Source organism: Knoellia sp. S7-12 (genome assembly GCF_040518285.1).
Lineage (GTDB): Bacteria > Actinomycetota > Actinomycetes > Actinomycetales > Dermatophilaceae > Knoellia.
Genome location: NZ_CP155449.1, coordinates 255,182 through 272,114 on the forward strand (window position 1 = coordinate 255,182; position 16,933 = coordinate 272,114).

14 protein-coding genes are annotated in these 16,933 nt (G+C 67.9%); 10 read left to right on the forward strand and 4 right to left on the reverse strand.

The window, feature by feature from the left end; all coding sequences use genetic code 11:
• Positions 1 to 22: 22 nt before the first annotated feature.
• Both V6K52_RS01230 and V6K52_RS01235 read right to left on the reverse strand, forming a co-directional pair.
• On the reverse strand, positions 23 to 835 hold the full coding sequence (locus V6K52_RS01230) for a patatin-like phospholipase family protein (protein ID WP_353952092.1): 813 nt from the start codon (positions 833 to 835) through the stop codon (positions 23 to 25).
• Between the two features lie 82 nt (positions 836 to 917).
• Positions 918 to 1,865, reverse strand: coding sequence for a helix-turn-helix domain-containing protein (locus V6K52_RS01235; protein WP_353952093.1), 948 nt, complete (start codon positions 1,863 to 1,865; stop codon positions 918 to 920).
• Between the two features lie 111 nt (positions 1,866 to 1,976).
• On the opposite strand from V6K52_RS01235, the gene V6K52_RS01240 reads away from it, so the two are divergent.
• The 5 genes from V6K52_RS01240 (at position 1,977) to V6K52_RS01260 (ending at position 8,763) form a co-directional block, all read left to right on the forward strand.
• Positions 1,977 to 2,612, forward strand: a complete 636-nt coding sequence (locus tag V6K52_RS01240; RefSeq protein WP_353952094.1) for an isochorismatase family protein — start codon at positions 1,977 to 1,979, stop codon at positions 2,610 to 2,612.
• 83 nt (positions 2,613 to 2,695) lie between these two features.
• A complete protein-coding gene (locus tag V6K52_RS01245; RefSeq protein ID WP_353952095.1) occupies positions 2,696 to 4,090 on the forward strand; it encodes an HAD-IB family hydrolase in 1,395 nt (464 codons plus the stop codon).
• A 102-nt stretch (positions 4,091 to 4,192) separates the two neighbouring features.
• Positions 4,193 to 7,495: a DEAD/DEAH box helicase gene (locus V6K52_RS01250; protein ID WP_353952096.1), complete on the forward strand. Its 3,303-nt coding sequence runs from the start codon at positions 4,193 to 4,195 to the stop codon at positions 7,493 to 7,495.
• A gap of 190 nt (positions 7,496 to 7,685) precedes the next feature.
• Positions 7,686 to 8,216, forward strand: a complete 531-nt coding sequence (locus V6K52_RS01255; RefSeq protein ID WP_353952097.1) for a hypothetical protein — start codon at positions 7,686 to 7,688, stop codon at positions 8,214 to 8,216.
• Between the two features lie 28 nt (positions 8,217 to 8,244).
• Positions 8,245 to 8,763 (forward strand): recombinase family protein, encoded by a 519-nt coding sequence (locus tag V6K52_RS01260; RefSeq protein ID WP_353952098.1) that lies wholly within the window; start codon positions 8,245 to 8,247, stop codon positions 8,761 to 8,763.
• Here V6K52_RS01260 and V6K52_RS01265 read toward each other — a convergent pair.
• Entirely contained in the window at positions 8,723 to 9,877 is a 1,155-nt protein-coding gene (locus tag V6K52_RS01265; RefSeq protein ID WP_353952099.1) for an IS30 family transposase, read from the reverse strand. The two genes, V6K52_RS01260 and V6K52_RS01265, sit on opposite strands and share 41 nt — an antisense overlap.
• Before the next feature lie 90 nt (positions 9,878 to 9,967).
• Positions 9,968 to 10,462, reverse strand: coding sequence for an ANTAR domain-containing protein (locus V6K52_RS01270; protein ID WP_353952100.1), 495 nt, complete (start codon positions 10,460 to 10,462; stop codon positions 9,968 to 9,970).
• Between the two features lie 588 nt (positions 10,463 to 11,050).
• Between V6K52_RS01270 and efeU the strand changes: the two genes are divergently transcribed.
• The 5 genes from efeU to zwf are packed head-to-tail and all read left to right on the forward strand — an operon-like array spanning position 11,051 to position 16,899.
• The gene (gene efeU / locus V6K52_RS01275; protein WP_353952101.1) at positions 11,051 to 11,917 is read left to right on the forward strand and encodes an iron uptake transporter permease EfeU; all 867 of its coding nucleotides are present in this window, start codon (positions 11,051 to 11,053) and stop codon (positions 11,915 to 11,917) included.
• Positions 11,914 to 13,047: an iron uptake system protein EfeO gene (gene efeO / locus V6K52_RS01280; protein ID WP_353952102.1), complete on the forward strand. Its 1,134-nt coding sequence runs from the start codon at positions 11,914 to 11,916 to the stop codon at positions 13,045 to 13,047. The genes efeU and efeO overlap by 4 nt, the downstream gene beginning before the upstream one ends.
• The gene (gene efeB, locus V6K52_RS01285) at positions 13,044 to 14,363 is read left to right on the forward strand and encodes an iron uptake transporter deferrochelatase/peroxidase subunit (protein WP_353952103.1); all 1,320 of its coding nucleotides are present in this window, start codon (positions 13,044 to 13,046) and stop codon (positions 14,361 to 14,363) included. Before efeO ends, efeB begins: the two co-directional genes overlap by 4 nt.
• Positions 14,360 to 15,418 carry a hypothetical protein gene (locus V6K52_RS01290; RefSeq protein WP_353952104.1) on the forward strand — a complete coding sequence of 353 codons (1,059 nt, stop codon included), beginning with the start codon at positions 14,360 to 14,362 and terminating at the stop codon, positions 15,416 to 15,418. Before efeB ends, V6K52_RS01290 begins: the two co-directional genes overlap by 4 nt.
• Complete coding sequence (gene zwf / locus V6K52_RS01295; protein ID WP_353952105.1) at positions 15,415 to 16,899, forward strand: glucose-6-phosphate dehydrogenase; 1,485 nt, start codon at positions 15,415 to 15,417, stop codon at positions 16,897 to 16,899. Before V6K52_RS01290 ends, zwf begins: the two co-directional genes overlap by 4 nt.
• Positions 16,900 to 16,933 lie beyond the last annotated feature (34 nt).

Sequence of the window (16,933 nt, forward strand, 5' to 3'; positions counted from 1 at the left end):
GGGGCGACCTTATGCCGCGCGGTCAGGGAGGGGAGAGGTATGCCGTGCTCGCGGCATACGCCTGCTCGGCTCGCTCCCGCAGGCGCGAGGTGCGCCCGTAGCGCAACGAGACCGATGGCGTCTCGGGTGCGCCGCTGGGAAGGACGTGCACCTCGACCTCGTCGGGGATGCTTGCCATCTCGTGGACGTAGCGGTGGCGGCGGGCGATCTCGAAGGCGACGACGCCGACTTCCCACGGCCGACGCGGCGGGGCCAAGGGCTGCTCAACCCGACCGACCTGCAGGACGAAGACGCGCGTCGCTCCGAGTTGGAGGGCGCGACCGACGGGAATTGAGTGGACCAGCCCACCGTCGAGGTAGTGCAACCCGTCGATCTCCACCGCGGGAAACAGTCCTGGCACCGTGCACGAAGCGACGACCGGATCGACGAGCTCACCCGACGAGAACCATTGCGCGTCAGCGGTTTCGATGCAGGCAGCCACACACTGGAAGTCGACCTCGAGCTCTTCGAAGGTGTCGACCGGCAGGTGCTCGTCGACGATTGCCCGCAGGGGTGCGCTCGACAGGACGTGGGTGCGGAAGCGGGCGATGCGCGCAGCCGAGCGCATCGGGTTGTCGAGGAAGATCCCACTCGCACTGACGGCCTCCCATGCCTTGCCCAGGGCGCGAATCCCCTCGACCGAGGGATCGGCCGCGACGAAGGCGCCGTTGAGGGCGCCGATGCTCGTGCCGACGACGAGGTCGGGACGGACGCCCTGCTCGGCGAGGGCGCGCAGCATCCCGACCTGGGTGGTGCCGAGAACGCCCCCACCCCCGAGAACGAATGCCGTCGTCATGACGCCCACCATAGGTGCGGGTCGTTCGAGTCAGAATGGGGATGCTCGCGGTGCCGTCGCAGTTCGCCGTAGCCGAGATGTGTTACTCGGACGTGGTGAACCGGTGTCGGTATGACGATGGGGTGGTTCGATACGCGCCGTTGAAGCGTTGGCGGAAGGTCACTGCGCTTCCGAATCCGCAGGCTCGGGCGACATGCTCCACCGACAGGTCGGTTCGCTCCAGGAGTCGCCGTGACTCGTCGAGGCGGCGGCTCATGATCCAACGACCCGGACTGGATCCCGTGGCCTCGATGAACCGTCTGGTGAAGTTCCGTCGACTCATCCCGGCATGGGCGGACAGGGTCTCGATGCTCAGGGACTGGTCCAGGTGTGCGAGGGCCCAGTCGATGGTCGCGCCGAGCTGGCCGACTCCGCCTGTGTCGGGCACGGGCCGGCTGACGTACTGCGCCTGGCCGCCGTCACGATGGGGTGCGACGACCAGCTGACGGGCCACCATCGAGGCTGCATCCGCCCCAAGCCTCGTGCGAACGATGTGCAGGCAGGCGTCGATCGATGAAGCGGTTCCGGCCGAGGTCAGGATGTCGCCGTGGTCGACATAAATGGCATCCGCGTTGACGGAAACCGATGGGCGTCGAGCTGCGAGGTCCGCTGCCGCAGCCCAGTGGGTGACTGCATCGCGGCCGTCGAGGAGCCCGCTGTCCACGACCGGGAACGCCCCGAGGCAGAGGCCAGCGAGCTGCACACCCTTGTGGTGGGCGCGCTGCACCGACTCGCAGAGCCTGTCGTCGGCTGGGCGCAGGTCGTCGTGCCAGGAGGGGAAGACGAGCAGGTCGGCGTCCATCACGTCGGCTGGTCCAGCGAGGTCGTCAAGGACGACGCCATCCATCGTGGTGACCCGTCGATCCTCACTCCACAGTCGGGTCTGCCAGGTCTCGTCCACGGCAAGACGCTTCACCTCTCCGAAGACGAGTGACGGGGTGGCGAGGTGAAACAGGCTGATGCCCTCGAAGGCGTGGATGGCGATCTTCACTTTTTGTCCCAATCTCATCGAAGGTCGGCATTCGTGCCGCTCACGATTGTCGCACCGGCGGCGCAGGATGGCAGGAGCACGTTCCCCCGTCGCAGCAACAAGGAGAAGCACATGACCGCACCTCGCAGAGCCCTGATCGTGGTGGACATCCAGCAGGAGTACTTCGACGGGATGCTCCAGGTGCAGTACCCGCCACGCGAAGAGACGCTCTCGAATGCGGTTCGCGCCCTCGAGGCTGCTGTCGAGCACGACATCCCTGTCGTCGTCGTGCAGCACGAGTTGCCAGAAGGTGCTCCGGTCTTCGCAGTCGGGTCGCCGAGCTGGATGCTCCACCCCGAGATCGAGCGACGCCTGCAGCCGACGTGGAAGCGCGCCTCGAAGGTCGGGGGCAGTGTCTTCGCCGGAACGGACGTCGCAGCGTGGCTCGCAGATCATCAGGTCGACACGATCACCATCGTCGGCTACATGACGAACAACTGCGACCTTGCGAGCGCCGTGGAAGCGGAGGGCCTGGGCCTCGCCGCGGAGGTCCTGTCCGATGCCAGCGGAGCCATCCACCTCTCCAACGATGCGGGGAGTGTTGCGGCAGACCAGCTCCACCAGACCCTGATGGTCCTGCTTCATTCCAACTTCGCCGCTGTGGCCACGACCGACTCGTGGATCGAGGCGGTTCGCGATGGGCAGGCTCTCCCCAAGAGCGATCTCGGCACCTCGGCCACGCAGGGCCGCGCGCACTTCGGAGGCTGACTGGCGTCGCACAAACGCGGTCGCTTCCTGGGCGTCAGTCCATGCGTGGGGTTGGTGCTTGCCCGGCGCCATAGGGTGTGGCCATGCCAGGCGCAGCCTTCTTCGACCTCGACCGCACGCTGCTGCAGGGCGGCACCGGCCCGCACCTGTCCCGGGCGATGGTGGAACTCGGTCTCGTGCCGCGGTCACTGCCCGGTCAGGGGATGCTCTTCAAGGCGTTCGACCTCTTCGGCGAGAACCTGCCGTCGATCTTCCTGGCGCGTCAGGCCACCCTCGTCGCCCGCGGCAAGGACTCCAAGAGCTTCGACGAAGCCGCCTCCCAAGCCGCCACAGTCATCGCCGAGCTCGTCCACCCGTTCGCGTTGGCGCTCATCGAGCAGCACAAGGCCGAGGGTCGGCGGGTCGTCATGGCGACGACGACCCCGACTCACCTCATCAAGCCGCTCGCTGATCAGCTGGGCTTCGACGACGTGATCGCCACCCGCTACAGCACCAAGGAGGACGGCACGTTCGACGGTTCGATCCGCGGCCCGTTCGTCTGGTCGACCGGCAAGCTCGCTGCGGTCAAGCACTACGCGGCCCAGCACGACATCGACCTCGTCGAGAGCTACGCCTACTCGGACTCGATCTTCGACCTACCTCTCCTCGAGGCGGTCGGCCAACCGGCCGCCGTCAATCCCGATCCCAGACTGACCATGTATGCCGTGGCTCGCCGTTGGCCGATCGTGCACTTCGACGTGTCGCCGGGTGTTCTCAAGATTCCCGTACTCGGGATCGAGTTGCAGCGCATCCTCTTTGAGGGTCTGCGCTCGACGTTCTTCCCGTGTGCCAGGTTCGACATCGCGGGCATCGAGAACATCCCGCGCCACGGGCCGGTCATCCTCGTGGGCAACCACCGCAGCTATTTCGATGCCGTGGCCATGGCCAACGTGGTGCGTCGGTCGGGGCGGTCAGCCCGCTTCCTGGGCAAGAAGGAGATGTTCGACATCCCTGTGCTCGGACCCTTCCTGAAGGCGGCTGGGGGCATCCGCGTCGACCGTGGAGAGGGTGGTGCCGAGTCCTATGACATGGCGGTGCTCGCGCTTGAGGGCGGCGAGATGGTCGGGCTGCTGCCCGAGGCGACGATCCCGCGCGGCGCGGCCTTCTTCGACTCCGTGCTCAAGGGCAAGTTGGGCGCCGCGCGCCTGGCGTCGGTGAGTCGGGCGCCGGTCATCCCCGTCGGGATGTGGGGCACCGAGAAGGTCTGGCCCCGCTCGTCCTCGATGCCCAACCTGCTCAACCTCACGAACCCTCCCAAGGTCACCATCCGTGTGGGCAAGCCGGTCGAGCTCAAGTACCGCTCGCCCGTCGCCGACACCAAGCGCATCATGGCGGCGATCGCCGACCTCCTGCCGCCCGAATCACGTGACGGCCGTGACCCCACCGACGACGAGCTGCGTGCCACCTATCCGAACGGACGGCTCCCGACCGACGAGTGACGCATCCACAGACGCAGGCGGGGGTGTGGATGACGGGTCGGGAATGTCTGCGGGACGGCATACCGTTGTCGTCCTGCGCGGACGAAGGAGGTGGGCAAGGCGATGGAGCGAGAAGCAGTGACTCTCGACGAGTTGTCGGATCGTGAGCTCACGAGGGCCTTCGACCGGCTGACGCTGGCTCGCGCCGGCGACTACGCCCGGGCCGGCCGGGTGACGAGCATCATCGTCGGCGACGAGGGCACGCGAGCCGCCGCGCGCGTCATCGGCAACGGGACCGGCATCTATCGCACCGAGGTCTCGCTCGCCCCCGACCCGCACGGCGAACCGCTCCTCGAGAGCGACTGCACCTGCCCCGTCGGCTTTGCCTGCAAGCACGCTGCCGCCCTCGTGATCGCCCTGCGCACCCAACGACCGTGGCGCACCGACACACCGTCGGGGTCGCAGCGCTCGACCTCCTGGCGCGACGCCCTCGGCGATCTCCTCGACGCACCCGAGCCCGAGCCGCGCACCGGTGTCGTGGGGCTGCTCCTCGACATCGAGTCATCGCGAGGGCGACCCGATCCGTGGCAGCGCCAGCCACAGGCCCCGCGGATCCAGCTGCGCCCGATGATCCCCGGGGCGGCTCCGGGTCGATGGATCAAGACGGGCATCTCGTGGGAGGCGGTGTCGGGCGGCTACTACTCGTCCTACGCCTTCCGGCTCGATGGGCCACCTCTCGACGCCCTCACCGCCATCGCCGATGCCCACCGGCGGGGCAGTCGGATGTCCGGCTACGGCCGCGCACCGGCCTCGATCCCCCTGGACCTGCTCGGCCGGGGCTGGGTCGACCTCCTCATGCGGGCCCGTGAAGCCGGCGTCGTCCTGCTCACCCACGCCAACAACGGCGGCGAGGTCCAGCTCGAGCCCGACGAGGGCCACTTCGTCCTCGACCTGTCCCCGGCCGACGACGGTGGCGTGCTCGCCAAACCGAGCCTCGACCTCCCGGAGGGGGCCGGCGGCGTCGTCGTCGTGGGCGACCCTCCGACCGGGTGGTTCCGTCAGGAGGATCGCGACCTGCGGCTCGGCGGGTTCGGCGCCGACGTCGACGTGGCCGCGGCCCGCGTCGTCGAGCGGGGCCCGTTCACCATCCCGCACGACGACTGGTCGAGCTTCGCCATCGACAAGCTGCCGGTCCTGCAGCGCCGGGCCACGGTGCGCACCCACGGCGGGCTCACCCTGCCCGAGGTGGCGCCACCCCGCCTCCACCTCTCCGTGCGGTTCGACAAGAAACACACGGCCCGCGTCACGTGGTCGTTCCGCTACGGCCCTCTCGACACTCCTCTCACCGTGCCGCTCACCCGCGAGCCGCCCACCTATCGCGACCCCAATGCCTTCCGTGACGCCGCTGTCGAGAGCAATCTGCTCGAAGCCGTGCCCACCCGCGATGAGCTGCCTGCCCTCTGGGATCTCACTCGCCAGGGGTGGATGCCGCGAGATGCGGTGTCCCTCAGCGGTTTTGACACGGTGACCTTCGCCGAGCTCCTGCCTGAGATTGAGGCACACGATCAGGTGGAGGTCGACGTCGTCGGCGAGCCGGCGGCATACGCCGAAGTGACGGACGCCCCGCGGATCGCGGTCGGGACGTCCGAGTCCGGCGAGGGCAACGACTGGTTCGACCTCAAGATCACCGTCACCGTCGGCCGCCACGAGGTCCCACTCGCCGACCTCGTCACCGCGCTCGCCCGCAACGAAGAGCGGATGCTTCTGCCCGACGGCGCCTGGTTCACCCTCGACCACCCCGAGCTGCACCGCCTTCGCGCGCTCGTCGAGGAGGCCCGGGCGTTGCAGGACAAGCAGTCCGACCCGCTGCGCCTGTCCGTCCTCCACGCGGGCCTGTGGAACGACCTCATTGAGATCGGTGTCGTCGACGAGCAGTCCAGTCGCTGGCAGCGCTCGGTCGACGCGCTGCTGGGCGTCGACGCCGCACACACGCCCCCTCCGGCCGAGGTGCCCAGTGCCCTCAAGGCCACGCTGCGGCCCTATCAGGAAGAGGGCTTCCGCTGGCTGTCGCTCCTCTGGGATCTCGGGCTCGGTGGGGTGCTCGCCGACGACATGGGGCTCGGCAAGACTCTCCAGGTCATCGCGATGGCATTGCGGGCCAAGGAGCGCGGCGAGCTGAATGACCCGATGCTGATCGTCGCGCCGACCTCGGTGCTCGGCACGTGGGTCGACGAGGTCGCGAAGTTCGCACCCGACCTCACCATTGCCGTGCTCGACCGCACGCGCGGCAAGGCGCGCGTCGCCATGGGGGAGGCGATTGCCGGTGCCGACCTCGTCGTGACGACCTATGCCGTGGGTCGCATCGATGCCGAGGAGTTCCGCTCGGTCCCGTGGTCCGCGGCGATCCTCGACGAGGCCCAGTTCGTGAAGAACCACCAGGCCAAGACGTATGCCGCGATGCGCCGGCTGCCGGCGCGCGTCACCTTTGCCCTCACCGGCACGCCCCTCGAGAACTCGCTCATGGACCTGTGGTCGCTGCTGTCGCTCGTCGCCCCGGGCCTGCACCCACGGCCGCTTGCCTTCCGGGAGCAGTGGGCCAAGCCGATCGAGAACGGCACTTCGCCCGAGCTGCTCGCCACGCTGCGCAAGCGGATCCGGCCGCTGATGCTGCGGCGCACCAAAGAGGCAGTCGCGTCCGACCTGCCGCCCAAGCAGGAGCAGATCCTCCACGTCGCTCTCCACCCCAAGCACCGCGCCATCTATGACCGCCACCTCGCCCGGGAGCGGCAGCGCCTCCTGGGACTCATCGATGACCTCGACGGCAACCGGATCGCGATCCTGCGCGCCCTCACGGTGCTGCGGCAGATGGCTCTCGACCCCTCGCTCGTCGACGCCGAGGCCTATGGCGGCGCTGCGCCGAGTGCCAAGGTCGAGGCGCTCGTCGAGCAGGTTGTCGAGCTCGCTTCGGAGGGTCACCGCGCGCTTGTCTTCAGCCAGTTCACCAGCTTCCTGGCGATTGTTCGGGCCCGGCTCGAGGAGGAGGGCATTGCCTACGCTTACCTCGACGGGTCGACCCGGAACCGCGCTGACGTCGTCCAGGACTTCCGCAGAGGCGACGCGCCGGCGTTCCTCATCTCGCTCAAGGCCGGTGGCTTCGGGCTCACTCTCACCGAGGCCGACTACGTCTTCGTGCTCGACCCGTGGTGGAACCCGGCCGCCGAGAACCAGGCGATCGACCGGGCCCACCGCATCGGGCAGACGCGCTCGGTCAACGTCTATCGCCTCGTCTCCACGGACACCATCGAGGAGAAGGTCGTCGCCCTGCAGGACAAGAAGCGCGATCTCTTTGCCCGGGTCGTTGACGACGGCAACCTCTTGTCGAGCGCCCTCACAGCCGACGATCTGCGCGGCCTGCTCGACCGCTGACGACCGGCTGGTGTTCGCGAACACAACCTTCGGCCCGCCCCGGCAGGCACATCGAAAGTGATTTCGCCCCCTTCGGCCCCGGTGGCGTCAGGAAAATGAAAGCTCTCTCATGTTGGCCTCACCGGTCGTTCACGGTGGCAGCCAAAGGTGGTTCTCGACCGCAACACCTTGTCGAACACCGGAGGACTTCATGCACGCCCGCGCACCCCGAACCGCCCTGCTCATCGGAGCATGCTCGCTTGCGCTTGTCGCCTGCGGAAGCGGCGACGACTCCGCGGACGGTGCGTCCGGCGTCTCACCCGCCACCAAGAGCACGCAGCCGACCGCGGACGCCAGCACCCAGTCGGCTCCCGCCACTCAGTCGGCTCCCGCCACCCAGCCGCCGACCCCGGTAGCCAGCACCTCGAGCGGCGGCGCATCAGGCGGCGACGCGTCTGGGCTGCCTCCGCGCCCTAAGCGCGACAACTGCGTCGACATACCGGTTCCGGCCGACGGCGTCTACACGATCTACGAGGCCGGCACTGCTGTCGTGCCCTTCAAGGACGGCCGGCTCACCCTGGGGGAGGTGCGCGCGGCCGAGGGCTGGAGCACGCGCGTCGACGAGCGAGAGGCCGATGAGGTGGAGATCGACTTCCGACGCGGGGGCGACGACGTCCTCGACCTCGAAGTCGACCTGGACGACGGCCGGGTCAAGGCCGAGATCTGCCACGACGACGACTGATGGGATCGGAACGCGCTTGCAGCGCCTCATGTTGATCGGCTACGCACGAGTGAGCACCGAACGACAAGACCTCGCTTCACAACGAGCAGAGTTGCGCCGCCTGGGGGTAGACGACGAGCGGGATTACACCGACAAGCGCACTGGCAAGAACAAGGACCGCCCAGGACTGCGCGAGGCGCTGGCAGCGGCCCGAGAGGGCGACGCCCTCGTCGTCGCCAAGATCGACCGCTTGGCTCGGTCAGTGCCGGACGCGCGCGACATGGTTCAGGACCTCTACGAGGCCAACGGCCGCCTCTTGGGCACCAAGCCCAAGCGAGCGTCGAGCCAAGAAACTCAAGGACGACTTCGAAGGTGGCGACTTCACCCTCGCGGAGTTGGCCGCGGACTATCGAGTGTCCCGGGCCACGATCTACAGGACCCCAAAGCGGGCACAGGCGGACTAACTGCTGGCGACCGTCGTTCTGGCGGCGCGGCCATTGACCGATCCGCGGTGCGGGTTCAGGCGGTCAGCGCAACGCCTCCGCTAGTGATTCTGATGGTGTCTTGAAGCCCAGGGTTTGTCGAGGTCGGTTGTTCAGCTCTTCGGCGATGGCGTCGAAGTCGGTTTGGGTGAGGGTGCGGAAGTCGAGCCGGCGGGGCAGGTACTGACGCAGCAGCCCGTTGGTGTTCTCGTTGCTGCCACGCTGCCAGGGCGACTTGGGGTCGCAGAAGTAGACCTGCACGCCGGTGGCGATGGTGAACTGCTGGTGCTGGGCCATCTCGTGTCCCAGGTCCCAGGTCAGGGTCTTGGCCAGCTGCTTGGGCAGCGTGGTGACCGCGTCGGCCAAGGCCTGCGCAACGGCATCGGCTCGGTGGTCGCCACGCGGCAGAGCGACCAGCATCAGGTAGCGCGTCTTGCGTTCGACCAAGGTCGCGACCGGGCTCATCCCCTTGCCGAAGACCAAGTCACCTTCCCAATGTCCAGGCACCGCACGATCGGCGACCTCGTGTGGGCGCTGGGAGATGTTGACCGTGTTCGGCCTCGAGCCGCGACCATCGGGGGTACGAACTCCTTTGGGGCGACGCAGAACCCGGCCAGTGCGCAGGTACCGGGTGAGCTCCTTGTTCAGGGCGCCGCGAGACTGTACGTACAAGCTGCGGTAGATGCTCTCGTGCGACACCTGCATCCGTGGGTCCTGGGGGTAGGTCCGTTTCAGCCAGCCAGCGATCTGCTGCGGTGACCAACGTTGGGACAACTTCTCCTCCACGATCGCACGCAGCCGCGGATCCTTCGCAAGCTTGCACACCTTGGGCCTGCCCGCCCGCGACCAGGCCCGCTGGTCAGCCCGCACCGCCCGGTACCCACGCCGGCCACCGTTGGCGTTGACCTCCCTGCTGACCGTCGACGGCGCCCGACCGATTCTGGTCGCGATCGACCGGATCGACTCGCCCGCGGCCAGACCGCGTGAGATTTCCTCGCGATCGGCCACGCTCAACCTGTCCGCAGCACGCCGCCTCGGTTCAGGTCGGATCCCGCCGCAGCGGATCAGATACGCCCGCACAGTCCCGGTGCACAACCCAAGGGCACGAGCGGTCGGCTTGGCTGCCTCACCAGCTTTCAGCCGAACCCACACCTGGTCGATCGCCTGCGGCGTCAACCTCTCGTAGTCGCCATGACCCACGACAACCTCCTCGACACAGCCGAATCAAGGAAGTGTTGCGCTGATCCATTGAGACCGCCGGTATGTGAGTGTGATACCCGCAGATCTTGGTCAGCGGGGTGGCAGGCCGTAGGTGTAGCCCTTCGAGACAATATCTTCAGCCACGAGGTGCAACTTGCGGTTGCTGTGCATGCTCTCCTTCCTCAGGAGCCTGAAGGCCACGTCCTCACTCACCTTGCAGATGGTCATGATGGTTCCCACGGCGGCACCAATCGTGGTCGCGGTTTCCAGGGCGACTTTAAGCTCCGCCGCTTGCTCACTGCTCAATAGGCCCTCGGCTTGCAGTTCGGCGATCATCTCCTCATGCACGTCGAGACGCCCCTCAACGTCAGCGAGCCTGCGGCGGTCGTCGTGCGCACGCGCGTCCCCCGCGTTCGTTCGGTCATCTGCCGTATCTGCTCGGGTTGCGCTGTCATCAGCCCGCAACTCAGCCTTGTCGGCGCGGGACTCACTCGCATCAGCTCGCTGGTCGGCCTCGTCGACGCGCGCACGCAGATCGTTGATCTGTCCCTGCACGTCGGTGTCCTCCGGCTGATCCGCGCTCATGCGAACAACTTAAGGCATCAAGAATGCCAACCGCACAGATTTGGGGAGTGGATCAAGCCGTCGACCTACGGCGCTACGCGCACGGTGGAGCGCTTGCTGACCCATGAGGGCATCTCGCGACGAGACCGGATGGAGGTTTCCGCGCGGCCTCGAAGCGAATCAAGGAGTGGCGCGAAGCGGATCCCTCCATGCTCCAGTCGCGGACCTTCTTGACGCCGTTCGGTGGCTCGGGAATGCCAGTACGCACGAGGATGCCGACCTCACCCACATCGAGTTCTGGACGGAGCGATCGCACTCGATGAGGCGTTCCACCGCCGATACACCGGCACAGACACCCACGCTAGTGCTCAGCGAATCAACGCCGCGATGGGTCCAGACCGATCCACCGGAACGGTGTGAGTCGTCGTCTCAGTGACGACGGTCCTGCAACACTTGCGGTGCCAGCAGAACGCAAGTGCGCAGCGGGATGCGAACGGTGTGACGCGGTCAAGGGCCGGGCGAATTGACGCCACCGGGTGAGTGAGGCATACCTTCTGGGTAAGGTAACCCTCACCTAACTTCCGGTCGTCTCCACGAATCGCAGGCCCCATGCTCGTCAGCAACGCCCTCATCGGTCTTCGTGAAGGGCTCGAAGCCGCTCTCGTCGTCGTCATTCTTGTCGCGTTCCTCGTCAAGACCGACCGACGGTGGGCCCTGCGCTACGCCTGGCTCGGTGTCCTCACCGCCATCGTCCTCAGCGCCGGGCTCGCGGCCGCGCTGACCTTTGGCACCCAGCAGCTCTCGTTCGAGACGCAGGAACTCATCGGCGGCATCGCCAGCATCCTGGCCGTCGGCTTCGTCACGGCGATGGTCTTCTGGATGAAGTCGGCCGCGCGCACCATCTCCGGCGAGCTCAAGGGGCGGCTCGACAAGGCCCTCGACCTCGGCCCGCTCGCCGTCGCCCTGGTGGGCTTCCTGGGTGTCGGGCGTGAGGGCCTCGAGACGGCGATCTTCTTCTATGCCACCACCGAGGCGGCGGGCGCGGGCAACAACACCCCGCTCCTCGGGTGGCTCATCGGCCTGGGCTCCGCGATCGCGCTGGGCTGGTTCATCTATCGCGGAGCCGTCCAGATCAACCTCGGGTCGTTCTTCAAGTGGACCGGGATCGCGCTCATCCTCGTCGCGGCCGGCATCCTCGCCTACGGCATCCACGACCTCCAGGAGGCGCAGTTCCTCCCCGGCCTGCAGACCCTCGCCTTCGACGTCTCCGGTGTCATCCGACCCGACAGCTGGTATGCCGCCCTGCTCAAGGGGATCTTCAACTTCACTCCCGCGACGACCGTTCTTCAGGCCATCGCCTGGACGGCATACGTCGTGGTCGTCCTCACGCTCTTCCTGCGCCCGGTCAAGGCACCCGCGCCCGCGCCGTCGTCGTCCAGCCCGCTCGCCGCATCTCACTCAGGAGAATCCGCATGACCCGCCGCGTCCTCGCGCTCACCCTCATCCCCGCCACCTTCGCACTCGCGGCGTGCGGCGGCTCCAAGGACACCAAGAGTGCCGACGGCAAGGGCCCGATCACCGTCACCGCGAACGACACCGAGTGCGCAGTGACGCGCACCGAGGCGCCCGCCGGTCAGATCGAGTTCTCCGTGTCCAACAAGGGCACCAAGATCAATGAGTTCTATGTCTACGCCGAGGGCGACCGCATCATGGGCGAGGTCGAGAACATCGCGCCCGGCCTGACCCGCAAGTTCCTCGTCGAGGTCGCCGAGCCCGGCAAGTACGAGACCGCGTGCAAGCCCGGCATGGTCGGCAAGGGCATCCGCTCGCCCTTCACGGTCACCGGCGCGAGTGCCGCCGCGCAGACCGATGACGCCAAGATCAACGCCGCGACCGCGTCCTACGCCCGCTACGTCGCGAGCCAGTCCGACGCCCTCCTGACCCGCACGACCGAGTTCGTCGGGCTCGTGAAGGCCGGCAAGGTCGACGAGGCCAAGACGCTCTACCCGGTCGCGCGTTCCTACTGGGAGCGCATCGAGCCCGTGGCCGAGTCGTTCGGTGACCTCGACCCCAAGATCGACGGTCGCGAGGACGTCGTCGCCGAGGGCATGAAGTTCACCGGCTACCACCGCCTCGAGCAGGACCTCTGGGTCAAGGGCCTCCAGGCCGACAGCAACGCCATCGCCGACCAGCTGCTCGCCGACGTCACGACCATCGTCGCGCAGGCCAAGGAGGTCAAGTTCAACGGGCTCCAGCTCGCCAACGGCTCCAAGGCCCTGCTCGACGAGATGGCCACCGGCAAGATCACCGGCGAGGAAGAGCGCTACAGCCACACCGACCTCTGGGACTTCGCCGCCAACTGGGAAGGGTCCAAGGGCGCGATCGCCGCGCTCCGCCCGGTCCTCGAGGAGCGCGACGCGGCGCTGGTCGCGTCCTACGACAAGCGCGCCGCCGCGCTCGATGCCCTCGTGGCCAAGCACCAGAAGGGCGATGGCTACCAGCTCTACACCGAGCTCAGCCCCATCGAGATCCGCGCTCTGAGCGACGCTCTCGACGCCGTGGCCGAGGACGTCTCCAAGGTCGCCGGGGTCGTTGCGGCGAAATGAGCACGTCACCTGAGCGCGACGACCGTGGTGCCACCCGACGCAACATCCTTGCGTCGGGTGCCGGGGTCGCCGTTGCCGGCGCTGCCGCGGGCCTGTCGTATGCCGGCCGCCCCAGTGCCGCTGCGGCACAACAGTCCTCGTCCGCAACCGACCCAACCGGCGCGGCAGGGCCCGAGCCAGTGCCGTTCCGTGGCGAGCACCAGGCCGGCATCGTCACGCCCGCCCAGGACCGCATGCATTTCGTTGCTCTCGACGTCACCACCAAGGACACCGCGGAACTCAAGCTGCTGCTCAAGGAGTGGACGCGCGCCGCCGAGCGGATGACCTACGGCGCCGAGGCATCGCCGGGCGGCGTCGTCGGAGGAGGCCCCTACCGGCCGCCGGCCGACACCGGCGAGGCCCTCGATCTCTCGTCGTCCAACCTCACGATCACCATCGGCTACGGCCCGTCCCTGTTCGACGGTCGCTTCGGGCTGGCGGGCCGCAAGCCCGAGGCCCTGCGCGAGCTGCCGGGCTTCGTGGGCGACGACCTCGACCCGGCGCGCAGCGGCGGTGACCTCTGCATCCAGGCGTGCGCCGACGACCCGCAGGTCGCGGTCCACGCGATCCGCAACCTCATCCGGATCGGCTTCGGCGTCATCTCGGTCCGCTGGAGCCAGCTCGGTTTTGGGCGCACGTCCTCGACGTCCACGAGTCAGGCGACCCCGCGCAACCTCTTTGGGTTCAAGGACGGCACGGCCAACGTCAAGGCCGAGGACGATGACGCGCTGCGCGAGCACGTGTGGGTCGACCCGGCCGACGTCCCCGGCGAGGCGGCCTGGATGAGCGGCGGTTCCTACCTCGTGTCGCGTCGCATCCGGATGCACGTCGAGGTCTGGGATCGCACCCCGCTCCAGGAGCAGGAGGACATCTTCGGCCGCGACAAGGCTGTCGGCGCCTCGCTCCACCTGCCCGTCGACAAGCGCGACGAGTTCGCCCCGCTCGACTTCGAAGCCAAGGGTGCCGACAACCAGCCCCGCATCCCGATCACGAGCCACGTCCGGCTCGCGCACGAGAGCCAGCTGGGCGGCATACGCATCCTGCGTCGTGGCTACAACTTCACCGACGGCAGTGACGGCAGCGGCCACCTCGACGCCGGTCTGTTCTTCATCGCGTTCGTGCGCGACGCGCACCAGCAGTTCGTGCCGATGCAGCAGGCGCTGGCCAGGGCCGACATCCTCAACGAATACATCGAGCACACCGGTTCGGCGCTCTTCGCCTGCCCACCGGGACTGGGTGACGGCGACGACTGGGCTGTGCAACTGTTCGGTTCATGACCGAGCATCAAGGCCCGTCCGAGCCCACGGAGACGGCTGTCGAGGCGACCCTCATGCGGGGCGTGCGGCGGGTCGCCGGCGTCGCTGACGACCTCGTGCACCACCCCGTGCCCAGCAGCGCCCGCGCGTTTGTCAATGCCTTCTTCGGGGACCGCCTCGACACCTCCGGCTCGGCCCTGTCGCACGCCATGGGCGTCCGCGTGCGCGGACGGGTGGTGGACCTCACGCAGGACGGTCTGGCGCAGGCCTACCCGGATGCGGGCGGCACGGTGGTCGTGCTCGTCCACGGGCTCCTGCTCACCGAGACCGCCTGGGACGCAGGCCGCTTCGGCGAACGGCTCAAGGACGACCTCGGCCTCACGCCGGTCTTCGTCCGCTACAACACCGGGCTGCGGATCTCGCGCAACGGTCACGAGCTCGAGCGCATCCTCAGCGCGCTCGTCGCCCACTGGCCGGTCCCGGTCACGCGGCTCGTGCTCATCGGCCACTCCATGGGTGGGCTCGTCGTCCACAGCGCTCTCGCTCAGGCCGATGTCGAGGCCACCGGAGTGCAGGACTGGGTGAGCCGGGTGAGTGACACGGTGACGCTCGGGGCACCGCACCTCGGTGCGTCACTCGAGCGGGGCGTGAACCAGGCCGCGAGAGCGGCCGGCGCGCTCCGCCACGTGCGCCCGCTGGCTCGGGCCCTCGGCATCCGAAGCGTCGGCATCCAGGACCTGAGGCACGGCAACATCCTCGACGAGGAGTGGGACGGTCTGGACCCGACCGACCACCGAGGGCGACGGGTCGACGTCCCGTTGCACCCCGGCATACGCCATCTGGCCGTTGCCGGCCTGCTCGGCAAGAAGATCGACGGCAGGGTCGCCCAGCTCTTCGGCGACGGCATGGTCACCCCCGCCAGCGCCCGCGGGTCGGGTCGGCGCGGCCCACAGGGCAGGCGGTTCGCGCGCGAAGACGTCGTCGTCCTCCCCGGCGTGAGCCACGTCGCGCTCGTCCACCACGAGTCGGTCTATGCCGCCCTCAGGGATCGTCTGGATGCCACAGTGGACTCATGAGTGAGCCGACCACTGCGCCGACGACTGTCATCCTCTTCGGCGCGACGGGAGACCTGGCCAAACGCAAGCTCATCCCCGGGATGCTGCACCTCTTCCAGTCCGGACTGCTCGACGACCTGCGGGTCGTCGGCACCTCACTCGACGAGATGTCGACCGACGAGTTCAGGGATCTCGCCCATGAGGCGATCAAGGAGTTCTCAACACGCGACCTCAACGAAGAGGAGTGGCACGAGTTCGCGCAACGGCTCGACTACGTGCCGCTGTCGGCGGGACCGCAGGCGCTCGGCGACGCGGTGCGCGCCGCCGAGAAGCTGTTTCCGGGTGAGACCGAGCTGCGGCTGCACTACCTGTCGGTCCCGCCCAAGGCCGCGCTGTCCGCGATCCAGATGATCGCCGAGGCCGACCTCGTCGACCGCAGTCGCATCGTCATGGAGAAGCCGTTCGGCACCGACTACGCCTCCGCGGTCGAGCTCAACCGCCGCGTGCACGAGGTCTTCCGTGAGGAGCAGGTCTTCCGGATCGACCACTTCCTCGGCAAGGAGCCGGCCCAGAACATCCTCGCGTTCCGCTTCGCCAACGGGCTGTTCGAGCCGATCTGGCACCGCAACTCGATCGCTCATGTGCAGATCGATGTGCCCGAGACGCTGGGCCTGTCGACGCGTGGCGACTTCTATGAGAACACCGGCGCCTACCGCGACATGGTCGTCACACACCTGTTCCAGATCCTCGCGTTCACCGCGATGGAGCCACCGACCTCGCTCGAGCCCGAGGCGATCAGCCGCGAAAAGAACAAGGTCTTCGAGTCGATGCAGCCGATCCACCCGAACGACGTGGTGCGCGGGCAATACGCCGGCTACCTCGACGAGCCGGGGGTGGCACACGACTCCGACACCGAGACCTACATCGCGCTCAAGTGCTACATCGACAACTGGCGCTGGGCCGGAGTGCCGTTCTTCCTGCGCACCGGCAAGCGGATGGCCGAGGGCGCTCGGATCATCTCGATCGCCTTCAACGAGCCACCGCAGTCGATGTTCCCGCCCGGGTCCGGCGTCGGCGACCACGGCCCCGACCACCTGACCTTCGACCTCGCCGACAAGGCCCGCATGTCGCTGTCGTTCTATGGCAAGCGACCCGGGCCGGGGATGAAGCTCGACAAGCTCTCGATGCAGTTCGCCATGCAGGAGACGACGTGGGCCGGTGCTGTGCTCGAGGCCTATGAGCGGCTCATCTATGACGCGGTCCGTGGCGACCACACGCTCTTCACGTCGGCCGAGGGCATCGAGCGGCTCTGGGAGATCAGCCAGCCGCTGCTCGACAACCCGCCGGTCGTGCGCCCTTATGCGCCCGGCACCTGGGGACCGAATCAGATCCACCAACTCGTGTCCCCGCATACGTGGCGCCTGCCGTTCGAGCGCAAGTGGCGCGAGAAGAACCCCGACCCGGGACCACAGTCACCCGCCGAGGGTGGAGCACGGGGCTAGAGACCCTCGGGGCTAGACACCAACGGCCCGTTCG

Bases quoted from the DNA above. Each gene is read 5' to 3' on its own strand.
- V6K52_RS01230 (WP_353952092.1), bottom strand. From the start codon at position 835: ATGACGACGGCATTCGTTCTCGGGGGTGGGGGCGTTCTCGGCACCACC.
- V6K52_RS01240 (WP_353952094.1), top strand. From the start codon at position 1,977: ATGACCGCACCTCGCAGAGCCCTGATCGTGGTGGACATCCAGCAGGAG.
- V6K52_RS01245 (WP_353952095.1), top strand. From the start codon at position 2,696: ATGCCAGGCGCAGCCTTCTTCGACCTCGACCGCACGCTGCTGCAGGGC.
- V6K52_RS01250 (WP_353952096.1), top strand. From the start codon at position 4,193: ATGGAGCGAGAAGCAGTGACTCTCGACGAGTTGTCGGATCGTGAGCTC.
- V6K52_RS01255 (WP_353952097.1), top strand. From the start codon at position 7,686: ATGCACGCCCGCGCACCCCGAACCGCCCTGCTCATCGGAGCATGCTCG.
- V6K52_RS01260 (WP_353952098.1), top strand. From the start codon at position 8,245: ATGTTGATCGGCTACGCACGAGTGAGCACCGAACGACAAGACCTCGCT.
- V6K52_RS01270 (WP_353952100.1), bottom strand. From the start codon at position 10,462: ATGAGCGCGGATCAGCCGGAGGACACCGACGTGCAGGGACAGATCAAC.
- efeU (WP_353952101.1), top strand. From the start codon at position 11,051: ATGCTCGTCAGCAACGCCCTCATCGGTCTTCGTGAAGGGCTCGAAGCC.
- efeO (WP_353952102.1), top strand. From the start codon at position 11,914: ATGACCCGCCGCGTCCTCGCGCTCACCCTCATCCCCGCCACCTTCGCA.
- efeB (WP_353952103.1), top strand. From the start codon at position 13,044: ATGAGCACGTCACCTGAGCGCGACGACCGTGGTGCCACCCGACGCAAC.
- V6K52_RS01290 (WP_353952104.1), top strand. From the start codon at position 14,360: ATGACCGAGCATCAAGGCCCGTCCGAGCCCACGGAGACGGCTGTCGAG.
- zwf (WP_353952105.1), top strand. From the start codon at position 15,415: ATGAGTGAGCCGACCACTGCGCCGACGACTGTCATCCTCTTCGGCGCG.